The organism is Roseiflexus sp. (assembly GCF_057785375.1).
In genome coordinates this window covers 15,646-32,282 of sequence record NZ_JBYNRX010000006.1, presented here as the reverse complement: position 1 = coordinate 32,282, position 16,637 = coordinate 15,646, and the positions used below count along the sequence as shown (strand labels likewise).

The 16,637-nt window shown below is 61.1% G+C and carries 12 protein-coding genes and 1 tRNA gene; 8 read left to right on the top strand and 5 right to left on the bottom strand.

Going from position 1 to position 16,637, the window contains the following annotated elements; all coding sequences use genetic code 11:
* The first annotated feature begins 30 nt into the window (after positions 1-30).
* The 5 genes from AC3EA7_RS01035 (at position 31) to AC3EA7_RS01015 (ending at position 6,768) form a co-directional block, all read left to right on the top strand.
* Positions 31-1,911 (top strand): hypothetical protein, encoded by a 1,881-nt coding sequence (locus AC3EA7_RS01035; protein WP_488612165.1) that lies wholly within the window; start codon positions 31-33, stop codon positions 1,909-1,911.
* A 99-nt stretch (positions 1,912-2,010) separates the two neighbouring features.
* The gene (locus tag AC3EA7_RS01030; RefSeq protein ID WP_488612164.1) at positions 2,011-3,252 is read left to right on the top strand and encodes a cysteine desulfurase-like protein; all 1,242 of its coding nucleotides are present in this window, start codon (positions 2,011-2,013) and stop codon (positions 3,250-3,252) included.
* Positions 3,253-3,406: 154 nt separating this feature from the next.
* Positions 3,407-3,483 (top strand) — tRNA-Pro (locus tag AC3EA7_RS01025).
* A 362-nt stretch (positions 3,484-3,845) separates the two neighbouring features.
* Positions 3,846-4,895 carry a sigma-70 family RNA polymerase sigma factor gene (locus AC3EA7_RS01020; protein WP_488612163.1) on the top strand — a complete coding sequence of 350 codons (1,050 nt, stop codon included), beginning with the start codon at positions 3,846-3,848 and terminating at the stop codon, positions 4,893-4,895.
* A gap of 214 nt (positions 4,896-5,109) precedes the next feature.
* On the top strand, positions 5,110-6,768 hold the full coding sequence (locus tag AC3EA7_RS01015; protein ID WP_488612162.1) for an O-antigen ligase family protein: 1,659 nt from the start codon (positions 5,110-5,112) through the stop codon (positions 6,766-6,768).
* Between the two features lie 441 nt (positions 6,769-7,209).
* Here AC3EA7_RS01015 and AC3EA7_RS01010 read toward each other — a convergent pair whose 3' ends face one another.
* Positions 7,210-7,422: a hypothetical protein gene (locus AC3EA7_RS01010; protein ID WP_488612161.1), complete on the bottom strand. Its 213-nt coding sequence runs from the start codon at positions 7,420-7,422 to the stop codon at positions 7,210-7,212.
* An 89-nt stretch (positions 7,423-7,511) separates the two neighbouring features.
* A complete protein-coding gene (gene uvrC, locus AC3EA7_RS01005) occupies positions 7,512-9,509 on the bottom strand; it encodes an excinuclease ABC subunit UvrC (RefSeq protein WP_488612160.1) in 1,998 nt (665 codons plus the stop codon).
* Between the two features lie 114 nt (positions 9,510-9,623).
* On the opposite strand from uvrC, the gene ilvD reads away from it, so the two are divergent.
* The 3 genes from ilvD (at position 9,624) to AC3EA7_RS00990 (ending at position 14,700) form a co-directional block, all read left to right on the top strand.
* Positions 9,624-11,303: a dihydroxy-acid dehydratase gene (gene ilvD / locus AC3EA7_RS01000; protein WP_488612159.1), complete on the top strand. Its 1,680-nt coding sequence runs from the start codon at positions 9,624-9,626 to the stop codon at positions 11,301-11,303.
* Between the two features lie 222 nt (positions 11,304-11,525).
* A complete protein-coding gene (locus AC3EA7_RS00995; RefSeq protein WP_488612158.1) occupies positions 11,526-12,017 on the top strand; it encodes a WD40/YVTN/BNR-like repeat-containing protein in 492 nt (163 codons plus the stop codon).
* A complete protein-coding gene (locus AC3EA7_RS00990) occupies positions 11,950-14,700 on the top strand; it encodes an exo-alpha-sialidase (RefSeq protein WP_488612157.1) in 2,751 nt (916 codons plus the stop codon). The genes AC3EA7_RS00995 and AC3EA7_RS00990 overlap by 68 nt, the downstream gene beginning before the upstream one ends.
* 11 nt (positions 14,701-14,711) lie before the next feature.
* Here the strand turns inward: AC3EA7_RS00990 and rpiA are convergent, their stop codons facing one another.
* The 3 genes from rpiA to AC3EA7_RS00975 are packed head-to-tail and all read right to left on the bottom strand — an operon-like array spanning position 14,712 to position 16,387.
* The gene (rpiA, locus tag AC3EA7_RS00985; RefSeq protein WP_488612156.1) at positions 14,712-15,407 is read right to left on the bottom strand and encodes a ribose-5-phosphate isomerase RpiA; all 696 of its coding nucleotides are present in this window, start codon (positions 15,405-15,407) and stop codon (positions 14,712-14,714) included.
* An 8-nt stretch (positions 15,408-15,415) separates the two neighbouring features.
* Positions 15,416-15,790 carry a cupredoxin domain-containing protein gene (locus AC3EA7_RS00980; RefSeq protein ID WP_488612155.1) on the bottom strand — a complete coding sequence of 125 codons (375 nt, stop codon included), beginning with the start codon at positions 15,788-15,790 and terminating at the stop codon, positions 15,416-15,418.
* Positions 15,791-15,793: 3 nt separating this feature from the next.
* Positions 15,794-16,387 carry an SCO family protein gene (locus AC3EA7_RS00975; RefSeq protein WP_488612154.1) on the bottom strand — a complete coding sequence of 198 codons (594 nt, stop codon included), beginning with the start codon at positions 16,385-16,387 and terminating at the stop codon, positions 15,794-15,796.
* Positions 16,388-16,637: the final 250 nt, after the last annotated feature.

The window sequence follows — 16,637 nt, the reverse complement described above, 5'->3', positions numbered from 1 at the left end:
GTCGGTCCGTCCGGTCAGGCGGTCATGCTTATGTCCGATGTCGGCGGCGCGACCCCGATAACCAACGTAAATCTCGTCTTTAGCGCGAGCGCGACAGCCAACCTTCCCGATGCCGGTCCAATCACCAGCGGAACCTATCGACCGACGAACGTCGGTGGAAACGACCCGATGCCTTCCCACCTGAATCTGCCTGCAGGACCGTATGGAACGGCGCTGTCGGTGTACAATCTGGCAAATCCCAACGGCATCTGGCGCCTGTACATTGCCGAAGATGACAGCGGTTCGAGTGGTTCGCTGACGTCCTGGCAACTCGAGATTGTGACGATCGACCTTCAGGCAACGCTTACTTCTGTTCCATCATCGGTGAACGCCGGTGATCCGCTGAACTACACCATCACGGTAACCAATACAGGCACCGATCCGGTGGCGAATGTCACCCTGACCAGCGCCATTCCTGCCAACACCGCCTTCAGTCTGGTGATGCCGCCTGCCGGCTGGACCTGCCCTCCGCCGGCGGCTGGCGCGTCGACGTTCAGTTGCACGGCTGCTTCCGTTGCAGTTGGCAGCGCAACCTTCACTGTGCAATTGAATGTCGATCCGGCAACTGCGCCGGGCACGACATTGCCGCTCTCTACAACCATTTCATCCGCCACACCCGAAGCCAATACGGAGAATAATACGTCTTCCGCTACGGTTACTGTCACCACTTCAGCAAATCTGGAGGTTGTGTCGCTGACGGCGCCCGCCAGCGTCAATGCCGGTGAGAACGTCGAGTCCGTCACAACGGTGCGCAACAATGGTCCCAGTTTTGCCGCCAATGCCAGCGTATCGCTGCCGCTGGACACAGATACGACATTCGTGGCGCTGACATCGCCCGACGGCTGGAACTGCACTACTCCCAACGTCGGCGAGACCGGCACAGTGACATGCACCATCGCAACCTTTACCCTGACCAGTGTGGAATTCCGCCTGACGGTGCGGGTGAAACCCGACGTCGCTCCGGGGACGACAGTTGACAGCACAGCAACCGTTGCATCAGAGACCACCGATCCGAATACCGCCAATAATACCAGACAGGCGACCACAAACATTACCACTCTCGCCGATCTGGCGCTGACCGTCTCGGATGAGCCTGATCCGGTCAGCGCCGGCGCCCAACTAAGCTACACGATTGTCGCCACGAACAACGGGCCGAGCAACGCCAGCGTCGTCACGTTGACGACCTCTATTCCCACCAATACCACCTTCGTCTCGCTTGCCGCGCCGGATGGATGGAACTGCACGACGCCAGGCGTCGGCGACATCGGTGCAATCACGTGCACCAGGCCCAGTTTCGGCCTTGGTAATGCAACTTTTACCCTGCGCGTCCGGGTCAAGCAGGGCACGCCTGTCGGCACGACCCTGTCGTTGAACGCGAACATTGCCAGTGCAACGTCCGACCCGAATACGACCAACAACCCCGCCAGCAGCACGACGACGGTCACAGTGAATGCCGATCTGAGCGTGCGCATCAGCGCCGACAAACCGAGCATTCGCCCTGGAGAGACCCTGACCTACACAGTCGAAGCCAACAACAGCGGACCCGAATTTGCCAATGACGTCACGCTCACCATGGCAGTGCCGAATGGTACGGCTTTTGTGTCGCTGACCAGACCGCCGGGGTGGGACTGCACCACGCCGGCGGTCGGCGCAACCGGACCGATCACCTGCACCACTGCTGCGCTCGACGTGGCGACCGATACGTTTGTCCTCACGGTCACAGCCAATGCTGCGTCAGAGGATGCAACGATCACGAACACCGCCACTATCGCTTCACCTGTCACCGACGGAGATCCGGGCAACAACACGGCGACGGCATCGACCGCGCTCTGGGCGAAACTGCGCGTCTATCTTCCGTTGATATCCCGGTGAGAGGAGGCGCATATCGGAATAAGAGGCCGCCTGAGCGACGCTCAGGCGGCTTCTCTATGCTACTATAGACTGCATTCGGCAACCTGAAAGGAGAATGGCATGAGCGCCCTCGATCTGACCTGGATCCGTGCTCAGTTTCCTGCCCTGGCGCAGGAGATGAACGGTACTCCTGTCGTGTTTTTCGACGGTCCCGGAGGAACGCAGGTTCCTCAGCGAGTGATCGATGCAATGGTTGAGTATCTGACCTTTCATAACTCAAATACGCACGGCGCTTTTGCAACCAGCCGCCAGACCGATGCCATCATCGATGCAGCCCGCGTCGCAATGGCTGACTTCCTGGGATGCGATGCTGATGAGGTAGTCTTTGGTCCGAATATGACCACGCTGACCTTTGCGATCAGCCGGGCATTCGGGCGCGAGATCCGACCCGGTGACGAGATTGTGGTCACCCGCCTGGATCACGATGCGAACGTAGCGCCCTGGCAGGCGCTCGAAGAACGCGGTGCGATCATTCGGATGGTCGATATCGATGGAGAGGATTGCACCCTCGATATGGCGGACATGGCGCGCGCGATCAGTCCTCGAACAAAACTGGTAGCCGTCGGATATGCGTCGAATGCGGTCGGTACCATCAACGACGTGGCAACCATCACGCGCATGGCGCACGATGTCGGCGCGCTGGTGTACATCGATGCCGTGCACTATGCGCCCCATGGTCCAATTGATGTGCGCGCGCTCGACTGTGATTTTCTGGCGTGCTCGCCGTACAAGTTTTTCGCACCGCATATGGGGGCGCTCTATGGCAAGCGTGAGCGCCTGGCGCACTTGCATCCCTACAAGGTGCGTCCCTCCGCCGATGTCGTTCCCGACCGCTGGGAAACCGGCACCAAAAATCACGAAGGTCTGGCAGGGATCACCGCGGCAATCGACTATCTGGCAGAACTGGGGCGACGTGTGGCGCCGGCGGCGACACGGCGAGCAGCGCTGGTGCAGGCGATGGAAGCCATTCAGACGTATGAACGGGGTCTTTCGCAGAAATTGATCGCTGGCCTGCTCGCTATTCCGGAATTGACCTTCTACGGCATCAGCGATCCGGCGCGCCTCGCCACACGCACCCCGACCGTCGCGGTGCGTGTGGCGAGGCGCACCCCGCGCGAACTCGCTAAGAGCCTTGGGGAACGCGGCATTTTCTGCTGGGACGGCAACTACTATGCGATCAACCTGACCGAGCGCCTGGGCGTCGAAGCGGACGGCGGCATGCTGCGGATCGGGCTGGTACACTACAATACTGCCGAGGAGATCGACCAGTTGCTGGAGGCGTTGCAGGAGATCAGGAGTTAGGGGTTAGGGATTAGGGATTAGAGAATGGGTTCTCGGTTCCCGGTTCTCGGTTCTCAGTTCTCAGTTCTCGGTTCTCAGTTCTCGGTTCTCGGTTCTCAGTTCTCGGACAATTTGACAAACCCTGGTGTCTTGCGTATGATTCATATGGTTCCCACGGGGCGTGGCGCAGTCTGGTAGCGCACAGCGTTTGGGACGCTGGGGTCGTGGGTTCGAATCCCTCCGCCCCGACCATAGGTTGCAGAACTTTCTTCGTGTCAGCCCGCACCAGCGGGATATGTCAGTTTACTCCAAAACTGCATCCAACTGACGTTTTCCATCGTATAATACAACGAATAAGAAGATTGCGCCCCAGCGAGCCGGGGCTGCATTAATGTGTTCTTTATCTTTTTGATTATTGACAAGGCAAGCGCCCTGAGTGTATGATTATGTCGGGTTCTTGTCTTCAAGAGCCTGGTGGGTTTGTCGCCCCCTTACATGAGCAACAGCGCTCGACCAGGCTCGTTGAGCGCGCCTGAGACAGGATACGAAGAGGGCGCGGCTCCTCCCGGCATAGTGGGGGAGCCGCGCTATGTCTCTCTAGATGGAGTTGCGCCATGAGCCGAATGATGCCGGAACGACATTCGTGGGATGAACTCGATGAGCGCCGCGCAATCGTCAATGAAGACGATGTGGCGCCTGTGACAGATATTGAAGATATTGCAACCGAGAATCTGGAGGAAACGCTGGAGTCGAATTCGACCCTCGATTCGATCCAGCACTACCTGCAGGAGATCGGCCGTGTTCCACTGCTGACGGCTGCGGAGGAGATCGAGCTTGCCGAGCGCATGGAGCGCGGCGCTGCCGCTGAACGTCGCCTGGCGTCGGCGGAAGATCTCAGCCCGCAGTTGCGTCAGGCGCTGCTCGCCGATGTGGCCGCCGGTCAGGAAGCGCGCCGCCATCTGATCCAGGCGAACCTGCGTTTGGTGGTGAGCATTGCTAAAAAGTATGTTGGCCGGGGGCTTTCGCTGCTCGACCTGATCCAGGAAGGGAATATCGGCCTGATGCGCGCCGTTGAGAAGTTCGACTACCACAAGGGCAATCGCTTCTCGACGTATGCAACCTGGTGGATCCGCCAGGCAGTGACCCGCGCTATCGCCGAGCAGGGACGCACTATCCGCCTGCCGGTGCATATGAGCGAATCGGTCGGGCAGGTCAAGCGCGCTGCTGATCGCCTGGCGCAGGCGCTGGAGCGGCAGCCGACGCCTGAGGAGATTGCAACTGCACTCGGGCAGCCGACCGAGCGGATTGAGCGCGTGCTCGAGGCGTCGCGCCGTCCGGTATCACTTGAGACGCCGGTTGGTGAGGATGGCGAGCATACCCTCGGCGATTTCTTGCAGGATAGCGAGTTGCCCACGCCGGTTGAGGCGGCGTCGCAGCAGTTGCTGCGGCGCGATCTTGCCGCTGCACTTGATCGCCTGAACGAGCGCGAACGGCGGATCATCGATCTGCGCTATGGGCTGGTGGACGGCCAGCGCCGCACGCTCGAGGAGGTCGGGCGGGTGCTGGGGATGACCCGCGAGCGCGCGCGCCAGATCGAGGCGGAAGCACTGCGGCGCCTGCGCGCACCCGATGTGGGACTGCACCTGCGCGACTACCTGGAGTAGAACGTGGTCTTCCTTCACCCCCTCTTCTGCACCTCAGAAGAGGGGGTTTTTTCGTGTCGGCGCGTGCGGAGGGAGAGAAGCGGATGGATCACATCCCTCCAGTATCGAACAAATGCAGATTGAGAATGATACTTTTCTTATCTGTGCCGGCGCTTTCGTCATCGCTTTGTTGACCGGATGCCGTAGTATAGCGTGGCAACATATGCGCGCTGAAATGGTCATAAACTCTATGCTGCATCGCATACCCTTTGTACGACCGCTGATGCTGTTCGTTGTCGGCGGTGTACTGGGAACGTTCGTTTCCTACGACCCCGTTGTGAGCCTGGCGTGGCTCTTTCCCATGATAATGGGAGTGATCGTCTACCTTGGCATTGTGGCCGTTCTGCGCCACCGATTGATGATCGTCGCCATGGTTCTGGCGTGCTGGAGCATTGGGTACAGCGTCTTGCTGGCGACGCAGTATCGGCATCTGGGGTTCGATGAGAAACTGGGGCTTGCCGCCTGGCTTGGGCGGCTGCTCAGTGCGCCGTTGCCAGATATGACGCCGGTATTCATTGATGCCAATGCCGCGGGATCGTTCCTGGCGCCGGCGATACCGCTCATCGTCGGGCTGGCATGGACCGCGCGCGGCGCATATCGCGCGGCGTGGGGCGTTGCCGCCGCCGCCGTCGCCTTTGGTTTGTTGCTTACTTCTTCGCGCGGCGCATTCGTTGCGCTGGCGGCGGCAAGCCTGCTCTGGCGCCTGGTGCGCGTGCAGGTGGACGCGCATCGATCCGGCGCCTGTCTGCCGCGTTTCGACCGGCGGAACACCATCGTTGCGGGTGCAACTCTTGCCGGCGTAATCGCCGGTATCCTCCTGCTGGTCCGACATCCATTGGCGCAGGACGCCTTCGCTTCGGCGCTGCTGCGCGCCGAGGATCGGCTGGCGGTCTATCGCAACAGCCTGTTTCTGGCGCTCGATTTTCCGTTCAGCGGCATCGGGCCGGGAGCGGTGTTCGGGCAGATGTATTCGCGCTTTCAGTTGCTCATCATTCCCACCTACATCGGCTATGCGCACAATCTGTTCCTCGGCGTCTGGCTGGCGCAGGGCATCATCGGTCTGATCGGCTTCCTCTGGTTGTTGATCGCTGCGCTGCGCCGCATTGCAGCGACGCTTTGCACACAGTCGCCGCTCGTGCAGGGCGCAACGATCGGCTGCGTTGTCCTCCTGCTCCACGGGCTGACCGACGCACCGCAGTATGATACATCCTGGGCAACGATGATCCTGGCGTTCGCTCTCTTCGGCATCGCCGCTACCGCTGTCTGGCGTCCAATTGACGCACCGTTGCAGACTGCCGACCACACGCCTCAACGCTATGCCCGGCGATCTCTGGCAATCGCTGTGACGGGCATCGTTGCGTTGACGATGAGTGCGTCGCACCTTGCGGCTGCGGGAGCGGGCAATGTCTCTGCATGGTTTCAGGCGCGCGCGATGCTTACTGAAGGGCTGGCGCAGGAGGAGCGCACCACACTGATGCATGAGTCGGTCGTCTGGGTCAACCATGGGCTGCGGATGGCGCCGGACTCGCCGCTGATCCAGAAGCGGCTGGGCATGCTGGCGCTTGATCGAGGCGACTATCCGCGCGCGATCAATTCCCTCGAGCGCGCACAATCATTGCTTGCCGATGATCAGGCGGTAGGCAAGACGCTGGGCATGGCGTATGTGTGGAACGGCGATCCCGACCATGGCGCCGAAATCCTGGCGCATCTCGACTATGCCGATGAGGTGCGCGAAGAACTGGGCGTCTGGGTGTATGCCTGGCAGGAACGTGGGCGCGACGACCTTGCCGCCTATGCGCAACGCGCCGCGCAGGCAATGGCGGCAATTCACTGAGATCTCGAACACGTTCACGATTACGATGAATCTCTCAGAGGGTTGACAATCGTGAGTTGGTTGGCAACCATCAGCCCTTCCTGCATATCCTCGGGTAAAGGATAGTCGCCCCTGCCGCGAGTGCGCTAGACAGGATCAAACTATCCCAGTACGAAACCCGGTACACAGTGCGGAGATCGGAAGCGTGCAAAAGAATAGCGCGGCTATGCTCAATAATCAGATATTTGCGATAGAACGAGCGTATCAACTTGCGAATATCCGACTCAGTGGCTTGAAATTTGCGCAGCAGGTTGACGGCGACTTCATTGATGACTTGCGTACTCAAGACAATCTGTGACGTGCCACGAACGAGCACTCTGGCTCGATGCGCTTTCTGGATGTCCTGAACTGAAGGCATACAGCCAGATATTTGTGTCAATAAATACCAGAGAGGAGGACCTGCTACCGGCGCTCATAGATTTCATCTCGCTTCAACGGTGTGAACGAATCACTGTGATAGGGATGATCGAGGAGAAACTCCACCATATCCTCCTCATCCTCGTCCTCGTTGATGAGAATAATGATGCGCACACGACCCGTGACGAGATGACGATATTCCTCCGGCAGCTTGATAGTGCCATGCTCGACGCGAGTTTGGAACTCAATGACGCTCATATGTCACCTTCTGCCTCAGACAATGCAACGATGCCCGCTTACAAACAAGTGTAGCACGATTCAGGCGCCAGGGCCAATTCGCCGCAACCCTACAACAGGCTCTTCAACTCCTCAGCCGCCTTGCGCGTCATGCCCGGTACGGCGGCGATTTCGTCAACGGTTGCGTTGCGAATGCCGTCGAGTGAGCCAAAGCGTTTGAGCAGCAACTGGCGCCGCTTCGGACCGATGCCGGGGATCTCTTCCAGGCGCGACGCGGTCGCCGATTTGCTGCGCAGTTTGCGGTGATAATCTTTCGCAAAACGGTCGGCTTCTTCGTCAATCCGCCGGATGAGACGCAACGCGGCGCTATCGCGCTCGAGAACGATGAGATCGCTCGCGCCGGGGATCAGCAGATCGAAGCGGTCACGGTTCGGACCTTTGACGACTCCAACGACCGGAATATGCTCGAAGCGCAGGTCGCGCAGCACGTGCAATGCGCCATTCACCTGGCCGATGCCGCCGTCGATCAGGACGAGGTCGGGCAGTTCCGCCCATGTCTCCTGACGTTCGAGGTCGGCCTGTAATCCCGGCGCATCGGTCTTGTCCCCCTCCTCCTGCTCTACGACATCGGTCTGACCGTTGACCACGCGCTTGTCCGCCGGGTGTTCCTCTTCGCCGATGACCATGGCAGCGCGCCGGAAGCGCCGCCGCAGCACTTCCTGGATCGAGGCGACATCGTTTGCGCCTTCGACGGTTTTGATCCTGAACTTGCGGTAGCGGCTCTTTTTTGGTTCGCCATGCTCGAAGACCACCATCGCCCCCACCGAATGGCTTCCCTGGGTATTGGAAACATCGAAACATTCGATGCGCGTCGGCAGCGCGCTCAGGCCAAGCAGATCGCGCACCTCGGTCAACCCCGCCACCGCGCGTTGCTCGCTGTTGAGCCATTGCAGACGGAGTTCGTCGAGTTTCTGGCGGGCATTCTGTTCCGCAAGTTCGACGAGACGGCGCCTTTCGCCGCGCTGCGGCGTGTGCAAAGTAATCTTGCGCCCTGCTTTTTGCGCCAGCCACTGCTCAATGACTGCCAGATCGTCGAGCGGTATGGGCAGCAGCAACGTCGCCGGAAGTTCGGCGGCTGCGTCATAGAATTGCGTCAGGAACGAGGCGAGCAGGTCTTCGCTGCGCTCCCCTTCGGCATTCTGCAGTGGGAACGACTCGGCGCTGATCAATTTTCCAGCACGAATGCACAAGACCTGGACGACCGCCATTCCCTCCTCACGCGCCAGTCCGATGACGTCCTGGTCGGCGTCGTCATGGCGCAGGACCTGCTGCCGCTGGCTGATCAGTTCGATGTCGCGGATGCTGTCGCGCAACCGCGCGGCGCGCTCGAAGTCGAGCCGTTCCGCCGCCTCTTCCATCTGGCGACGCAATGTTTTCACCACCAGGTCGCTCTTCCCTTCAAGAAAACGGCAGACCGACTCGACTGTGGTGCGATACTCGTCCTGATTGACCAGACCCGGCACGCACGGACCCAGGCAACGCTTGATGTCGTAGTACAGGCATGGTTTGCCGAGCCGCCGGTGACGGTTGAACTTATCGTCGGGGCAGCGCGACGGCGGACGAAAGGCGAACAACCGATTGAGCTGATCGAGGGTGCGGTAGACAGCGCCGGCGCTGGAGTATGGTCCGAAGTAGCGCGCCCCCGCTTCCCAGCGCGGGTTGCGCGTCGCAAAAATACGGGGCCACGGCTCGTTCAGCGTCACCTTGATATACGGGTAACTCTTGTCGTCCTTCAGCATCACATTGAAGCGCGGACGGTGCTGCTTGATGAGGGTCATTTCGAGCAGCAGCGCTTCGAGTTCGGTGGATGTCACAATCACCTGAAAATCGGCGATCTGCGCCGCAAGACGCGCTGTTTTGCCGTAGAAATCACCGGTGTGGTTGAAATAGGAGCGCATGCGGTCACGCAGCCGTTTGCTCTTGCCGATGTAGATGATCTTCCCCTGGGCATTCTTCCAGAGGTAGACGCCAGGCGCGAGCGGCACGGCGCGCAACCGTTCTTCAAAGGCGACAGGATCAGCAATGGCCGTATGAGTGAGGTCGGGCATGGCTCTATTATACCATTTCCCAACATGACGAATCGCCCCAAAAAAAGTGGTACAATCGCAGATACACCTCGAACGTCTTTCAGAATAACCGTACTATGACGGAAGGACGGAGCCATGTCCAGCGACCTCAAACGTCACAGTCGCACGATTACCGATGGGCGCACCCGCGCCGGGGCGCGCGCGATGCTCAAGGCGATCGGATTTACCGACGAGGACCTGGCAAAGCCGATCATTGGCATTGCCAATACCTGGATCGAGACGATGCCGTGCAACATCAACCTGCGCGCGCTGGCGGCGCGAGTCAAGGAAGGTGTGCGGGCAGCAGGCGGCACGCCGATGGAGTTCAACACCGTTGCCATCGCCGATGGCGTCACCATGGGCACCGAAGGAATGAAGGCGTCGCTGATCAGCCGCGACCTGATCGCCGACTCGATCGAACTGATGGGACGCGGCTACATGTTCGACGCGATTATTGCGCTCGTGGCGTGCGACAAGACGATCCCCGGCGCTGCGATGGGGTTGACGCGCCTGAACGTCCCCGGGTTCCTGCTCTACGGCGGCTCGATCGCTCCCGGTCACTGGCGCGGCAAAGAGATTACGATTCAGCATGTGTACGAAGCGATTGGCGCGGTCGCTGCGGGCAAGATGACCGATGAGGAATTGAAGGAGATCGAGGACGCGGCGTGCCCCGGTCCCGGCGCGTGCGGCGGCCAGTATACCGCCAATACCATGGCAACGATTATGGAGATCATCGGGCTGTCCCCGATCGGCACGGCAGCAGTGCCCGCCGCCGACCCGCGCAAGGATTCGGTTGGCTACCGCGCGGGCCAGTTGATCATGGATGTGCTTCAGCGTGACCTGAAGCCGCGCGATATTCTGACGCGCGCTGCGTTCGAGAATGCGATCGCCAGCGTGGCGTTGACTGGCGGTTCGACCAATGCGGTGCTCCACCTGCTGGCGCTGGCGCGCGAGGCGGGCGTGCCGCTGACGCTCGACGACTTCGACACGATCAGCCGCCGCACCCCCCTCTGCTGCGACCTGATGCCGAGCGGCAAGTATTCTGCTATTCATGTCGATCAGGCGGGCGGCATCCAGGTAATCGCGAAACGGCTCGTCGATGGCGGCTTTGCCCACGGTGATGCGATCACCGTCACCGGGCGCACGCTGGCGGAAGAGGCCGCAGATGCTGTGGAAACGCCAGGTCAGGACGTAATCCGCCCGCTCGACAATCCGATCAAGCCAACTGGCGGGTTGCTGGTGCTGCGCGGCAACCTGGCGCCCGAAGGGTCGGTCGTCAAACTGTTCGGCTACGAACGCACCTACCATCGCGGTCCGGCGCGGGTCTTCGACAGCGAAGAGGCGGCGATGGCGGCAATCGTCGGCGGCGAAATCCGGCCGGATGACATTGTTGTGATCCGCTACGAGGGTCCGCGCGGCGGTCCAGGCATGCGCGAGATGCTCGGCGTGACCTCGGCGATTGTCGGCGCCGGTCTTGGCCAGTCGGTGTCGCTCATCACCGACGGGCGCTTCAGCGGTGCGACGCGCGGGGTGATGATCGGGCACGTGGCGCCGGAAGCGGCGCGCGGCGGTCCGCTTGCGATTGTGCGGGAGGGGGACGAGATCGAGATCAACCTGGACGAGCGCCGCGTCGATCTGGTACTTTCGGAAGAGGAGATCGCCGACCGGTTGCTTGCCTGGCAACCGCCGGCGCCACGCTTCGAGTGGGGCGTGATGGCGCGCTATAGCGCGCTGGTGTCGTCGGCGGCGGAAGGCGCAGTGCTGGTGACGCCGTAGTTTGTGGACGGAAACGCTACGGAATTGCTTAGAAAGGCTGACGCAAAGGCGCGAAGACGCAAAGGGCGTCATTGACTGCGAGGCTTTGCGCCTCTGCGTCTTCGCGTCCATCTTTTGAGAAATGTTGTAAGCTCGTTGGAGCGGGTCTCGACTCGTTTCAACAAGGATCCTCTTCATCTCGTTAGGGCCAGTCTCAGACTCGCCCTAACAAGGAGTCTCTTCATGGCTTTCCCCACCGATTTCACCGGTTTGCTCGAATGGCGCTGCATCGGGCCGTTCCGCGGCGGGCGGGTGGTCGCCGTCGCGGGAGATCCGCGCGACATTGGAACCTTTTATTTCGGCGCGTGCGCTGGCGGGGTCTGGAAAACGGTCGATGGCGGCATGTACTGGGAGTGCGTCTCCGACGGCTTCTTCAACACTGCTGCCATTGGCGCGCTTGCCGTTTCCGACTCCGATCCCAATGTCATCTACGCCGGAACTGGCGAGACGACGATCCGGATCGACGTGTCGCACGGCGATGGGGTCTACAAAAGCACTGACGCCGGTAAAACCTGGGCGCACGTTGGTCTGGCGGATACGCGCTTCATCGGCAAAATCCGCATTCATCCGCACAACCCGGATATCGTCTGGGTTGCGGCGCTCGGGCATGCGTTCGGTCCGAACGACGAACGGGGGGGGCTTCAAGAGCGTCGATGGCGGGGCGACGTGGCGTAAGGTGCTGTTCAAAAGCAACAAGGCTGGCGCCGTCGATCTCTCGCTCGATCCAAGCAACCCGCGCATTCTGTACGCCGCCGTGTGGGAAGCGTACCGCAGTTTCTGGCAGATCTCGTCCGGCGGACCCGACAGCAGCCTGTGGATGAGCCGCGACGGCGGCGAGACCTGGATCGACATCACCGATCGTCCGGGCTTGCCAAAAGGGTTGAAGGGCAAGATGGCGGTCGCCGCCTCACCGGCGCAATCCGGGCGCGTCTGGGCATTGATTGAACATGCGAAGGAAGGCGGTCTCTACCGCTCCGACACCTACGGCGACATGTGGGAGAAGGTTTCCGACAATCAGAACCTGATCTCGCGCGCCTGGTACTACATGCACCTGACGCCCGATCCGCTCGACGCCGACACCATCTGGGTCAATAACCTCAGCCTGTGGAAATCGACCGATGGCGGTCACACGTTTGTGGAGGTTGCCACGCCCCACGGCGACAACCATGATCTCTGGATCGATCCGCGCGACAACCGGCGCATGATCCAGGGGAATGACGGCGGCGCATGCGTGTCGTTCAACGGCGGCGCTTCCTGGTCGAGCATCCACAATCAGCCGACGGCGCAGTTCTACCATCTTGCAGTGGACAACCGGAAACCGTATGTCGTTTACGGCACACAGCAGGATAACACGAGCATTGCCGTGCCAAGTCGCAGCCGGCACGGCGGCATTCTGTGGGGCGACTGCTGGATCGCCGGGACGGGGGAGAGCGGCTATATCGCCGTGCGCCCCGATAACCCGGACATCGTCTATGTCGGCGCCATCGGATCGTCGCCTGGCGGCGGCAACTGTTTGCAGCGCTACGATCACAGCGTCCGGCAGATTCGCCTGATCACCACCTGGCCCGAATATATGGGCGGGTACGGCGCAATTGATCACACATACCGGTTTGCCTGGACCTACCCGATTGTCATTTCGCCGCACGACCCGAACACGCTCTACATCGGCGGGAACATGATCTTCCGCACCACCGACGAAGGGCAGACCTGGGAGGCGATCAGCCCCGACCTGACGCGCGCCGACCCGGCGACGCTGCAACCGACCGGCGGACCGATCAACCACGACTCGATCGGCGCCGAGGTGTACGCGACCGTGTTCGCCTTCATCGAGTCGCCGCACGAACGCGGCGTCTTCTGGGCAGGCTCCGACGATGGCTTGATCCACCTCTCACGCGACGGCGGCGCAACCTGGCAGAATGTCACTCCGCCCGATTTGCCGGAGTGGACGCTGATCAGTTGCATCGAGCCGTCCCCCTTTGACCCGGCGACGGTGTATGTTGCGGCGACGCGCTACAAACTCGACGACTACCAGCCCTACCTGTACAAAACGACCGACTATGGCGCGACCTGGCAGCAGATCACTATGGGCATCCCGGCGAACGACTTCACCTGCGTCATCCGCACCGATCCGGTGCGTCGCGGGTTGCTGTTTGCGGGCACAGAGACCGGGCTGTACCTCTCTTTCGACGATGGTGCATCGTGGACGCGCTTCATGCTGAACCTGCCGGTGGCACCGGTCCACGATCTTCTGATCAAAGACAGCGACCTGATCGCCGGCACGCACGGTCGCTCGATCTGGATCCTCGACGACATCACGCCGCTGCGGGCAATGCAGGCGGAGATTACCGAAGCGCCCGTGCACCTGTTCACGCCGCGCACTGCCGAGCGCCTCCTGCCCGGCATCGACTGGACCGGCAACAATCCCGGCAAGGAATACCTGACGGTCACCGGCGGCGCGTTTGTCAACGAGAAGCAGCCCGACGGAACGATGAAACGGCGCTACCTCGATGTCGGGCAGAACCCGCCGCACGGGGTCATTGTGACATACCATCTGAAAGAGACGCCGGCTGAGCCGATCACGCTGAGTTTCTACGACTCGCAGGGCAATCTGGTGCGGCGTTTCCGCAGCAAACCGCCGGAGAGCGCCGAAGCGCCAGCAGAAGGCGAGAAGAAGGACGACAAAGAGCCGAAAATCCCGGCACACGCGGGATGGAACCGCTTTGTCTGGGATATGCGCCACGCGCCAGCGCCCCGGATCGAGGGGAAAGATCCGCCAGCCGAGATGGTCATCGAAGGTCCGTTCGTCACGCCTGGGACCTTCCGCGTCGCGTTGCAGGCTGGCGACGTCGAAGTGACGCAGGAATTGGTCATCGTCCGGGACCCGCAATCCACCGCGACACAGGACGATCTGGAAGCGCAGCACGACCTGGCGATGCGCATTCATCAGATGATGGGCGCGACCGTGCAGACGATCAACCGCATGCGCGACCTGTGCGCCCAACTCGACAGTTGGGCGAAGCGCGCTGAAGCGCTGCCCGGCGGCGCCCCGATTGCAGCCCAGGCAAAGGCGCTACGGGAGAAGGTTCTGGAGATCGAGAAACAGCTTCTGGTTCCCGATCTGCGCCCCGGCTGGGCAGACAGCCTCAACCAGGGGGTGCGGTTGCTGGAAAAACTGATCAACCTGACGCTGGTGGTTCAACTCGGCGACTATCGTCCAACCGATGCGGCGGAAGCGGCGTTCCGCGATCTTTCAGCGCGGATCAATGCGCAGAGAGCGCATTTCGACGCCCTGCTCGAGAGTGATCTCCCGGCGCTGAATGCGGCAATTGCAGAGCGGGGATTTGGGGCGGTGACGTAGCGATCAGTCTTTCAATGTCCGTCCGCAGAGATCTCCACGACCCCATCCGGTCCGGCGATCACCGCCAGCGACGCCATGCCGAGGAACAACCCGTGCGCCACCACCCCCGGAATGGCGCAGATTGCGGCTGCAAGCGCTTCTGGATCGTCAATGATACCGAAGTGACTGTCGAGAATCAGATTGCCTTCATCCGTCACGAACGGCGCACCAGTGTGGTCGCGGCGCAGCACCGGCTCGGCGCCGAGCGCTGCCAGCCGCTGCATACAGAGCGGCATCCCGAATGCCACCACCTCGACAGGAAGCGGTGAGCGCTCCCCCAAACGTTCGACACGCTTGCTGAAACTTGCCATGACAATGAAGCGTTGTGCCGACGCAGCAACAATCTTTTCGCGCAGCATCGCCCCGCCCAATCCTTTGATCAATCGCAGCTGCGGGTCGATTTCATCGGCGCCATCCAGCGCCAGGTCGAGGGATGGATGCTGTTCGAGCGTCGTTAGCGGGATGCCCAGTTTGCGCGCCAGCGCCGCAGTCTGCTCCGACGTCGGCACACCGACAATCCGGTGCAGGCGGCCCTCAGCCAGACGCGCTGCAAGATCGCGCAGCATGCAGGAGGCGGTCGAGCCGGTGCCCAGACCAATCGCCATGCCGTTTTCAACATAGTCGAGCGCGCGTTCCGCAGCGCGCTGACGGTAGAGATGGTCGTCCACGTTGTCTCCTACTCCCGCGATACCACAATGCGAAGGCGCTGCGATTGGTGGAGCGTGCAGATCAGTTCATAGACGCCAGGATTGTAGTAGCGCTGCTCGAACTGCTGACCCGGATCGATTTTGAAAGGTCCCACCTGAATCGACTGCACATCCTCATTGCGAATGACGAGTGTATCTTTGCCCTGAAGCGACAGTTCGATGGTTTGCGGCAGGATTTCGAGCGGTTCGCCCGCAGCGAGGCGCGCCACGCTGCCCGGCGGAACTGTGAAGACGAGATAGCGTTCGGCGCTGCGCCGCTGGTTCTCGTACCAGATGCCCGAACCCGCAACACCAACTGCCACGAGCGCCAGGATCACCAGCGCCACGCGATGGAACGATCCCATGACTCACGCGCCTCCACGCCGCACCAGGTAGCGTAGATCACTGACAATATCATCGACCGGCATCCCATGCGTGAAGAGCAAACGCCAGCGCCCGGCAGCGTCGATCACATAAATGAACGTCGAGTGGTCGATAGTGTAGCCAAGCGCCGAGTCGGGCAGGTCGCGCCGCATGTAGGTCACGCCGTAGTCCTGGACAATCGGCGCGAGTTCCGTTTCGCTGCCGCGCACCCCGATGAACGTCGGGTCAAACGCGGTGACATACCGCTTGAGGCGTTCGGGTGTGTCGCGGTCCGGGTCGAGCGACACGAAGATGCCCTGCACCTTCTCGGCATCAGCGCCCAATTTGCGGCGCGCCGCCGCCATGTCGGAAAGCGCAGCCGGACACATATCGGGGCAGTTGGTGAAACCAAAAAACAGGATGACCACCTTGCCGCGGTGATCGCTCAGATGAAACGGCCTGCCATCGAAGTCGGTCAGGGTAAAATCAGGGGCCTCTTTGGGGGGATCAAGCGTTACGCCACGAAACTCATAACTGCTGCACGCGCTGACAATCGCCGCGAGCGCGAGCAGCAGCACTATTCGAAGACCACGCAGCATAGTTGTCCTTTCGGAACGCTGAACTTCCAGCGTTGAACAGTATCTTTCGCAACCGCCTGTATAGTATACCACAGAGATGCGGCGGATGGCATCGTTTGCCATAGGGGTCCGGGCATGATAATCAGACGGGTCACGAATGCGGTTAGCGTCCTGTTGGCGCTGTGCATGCCCAAACCTGGCGAGCCAGATTACGGAAGGGCGGTCGAATCCCGGCGCGCGCGACGTGGGAGAAGGCGACAAGCCAGCTCGC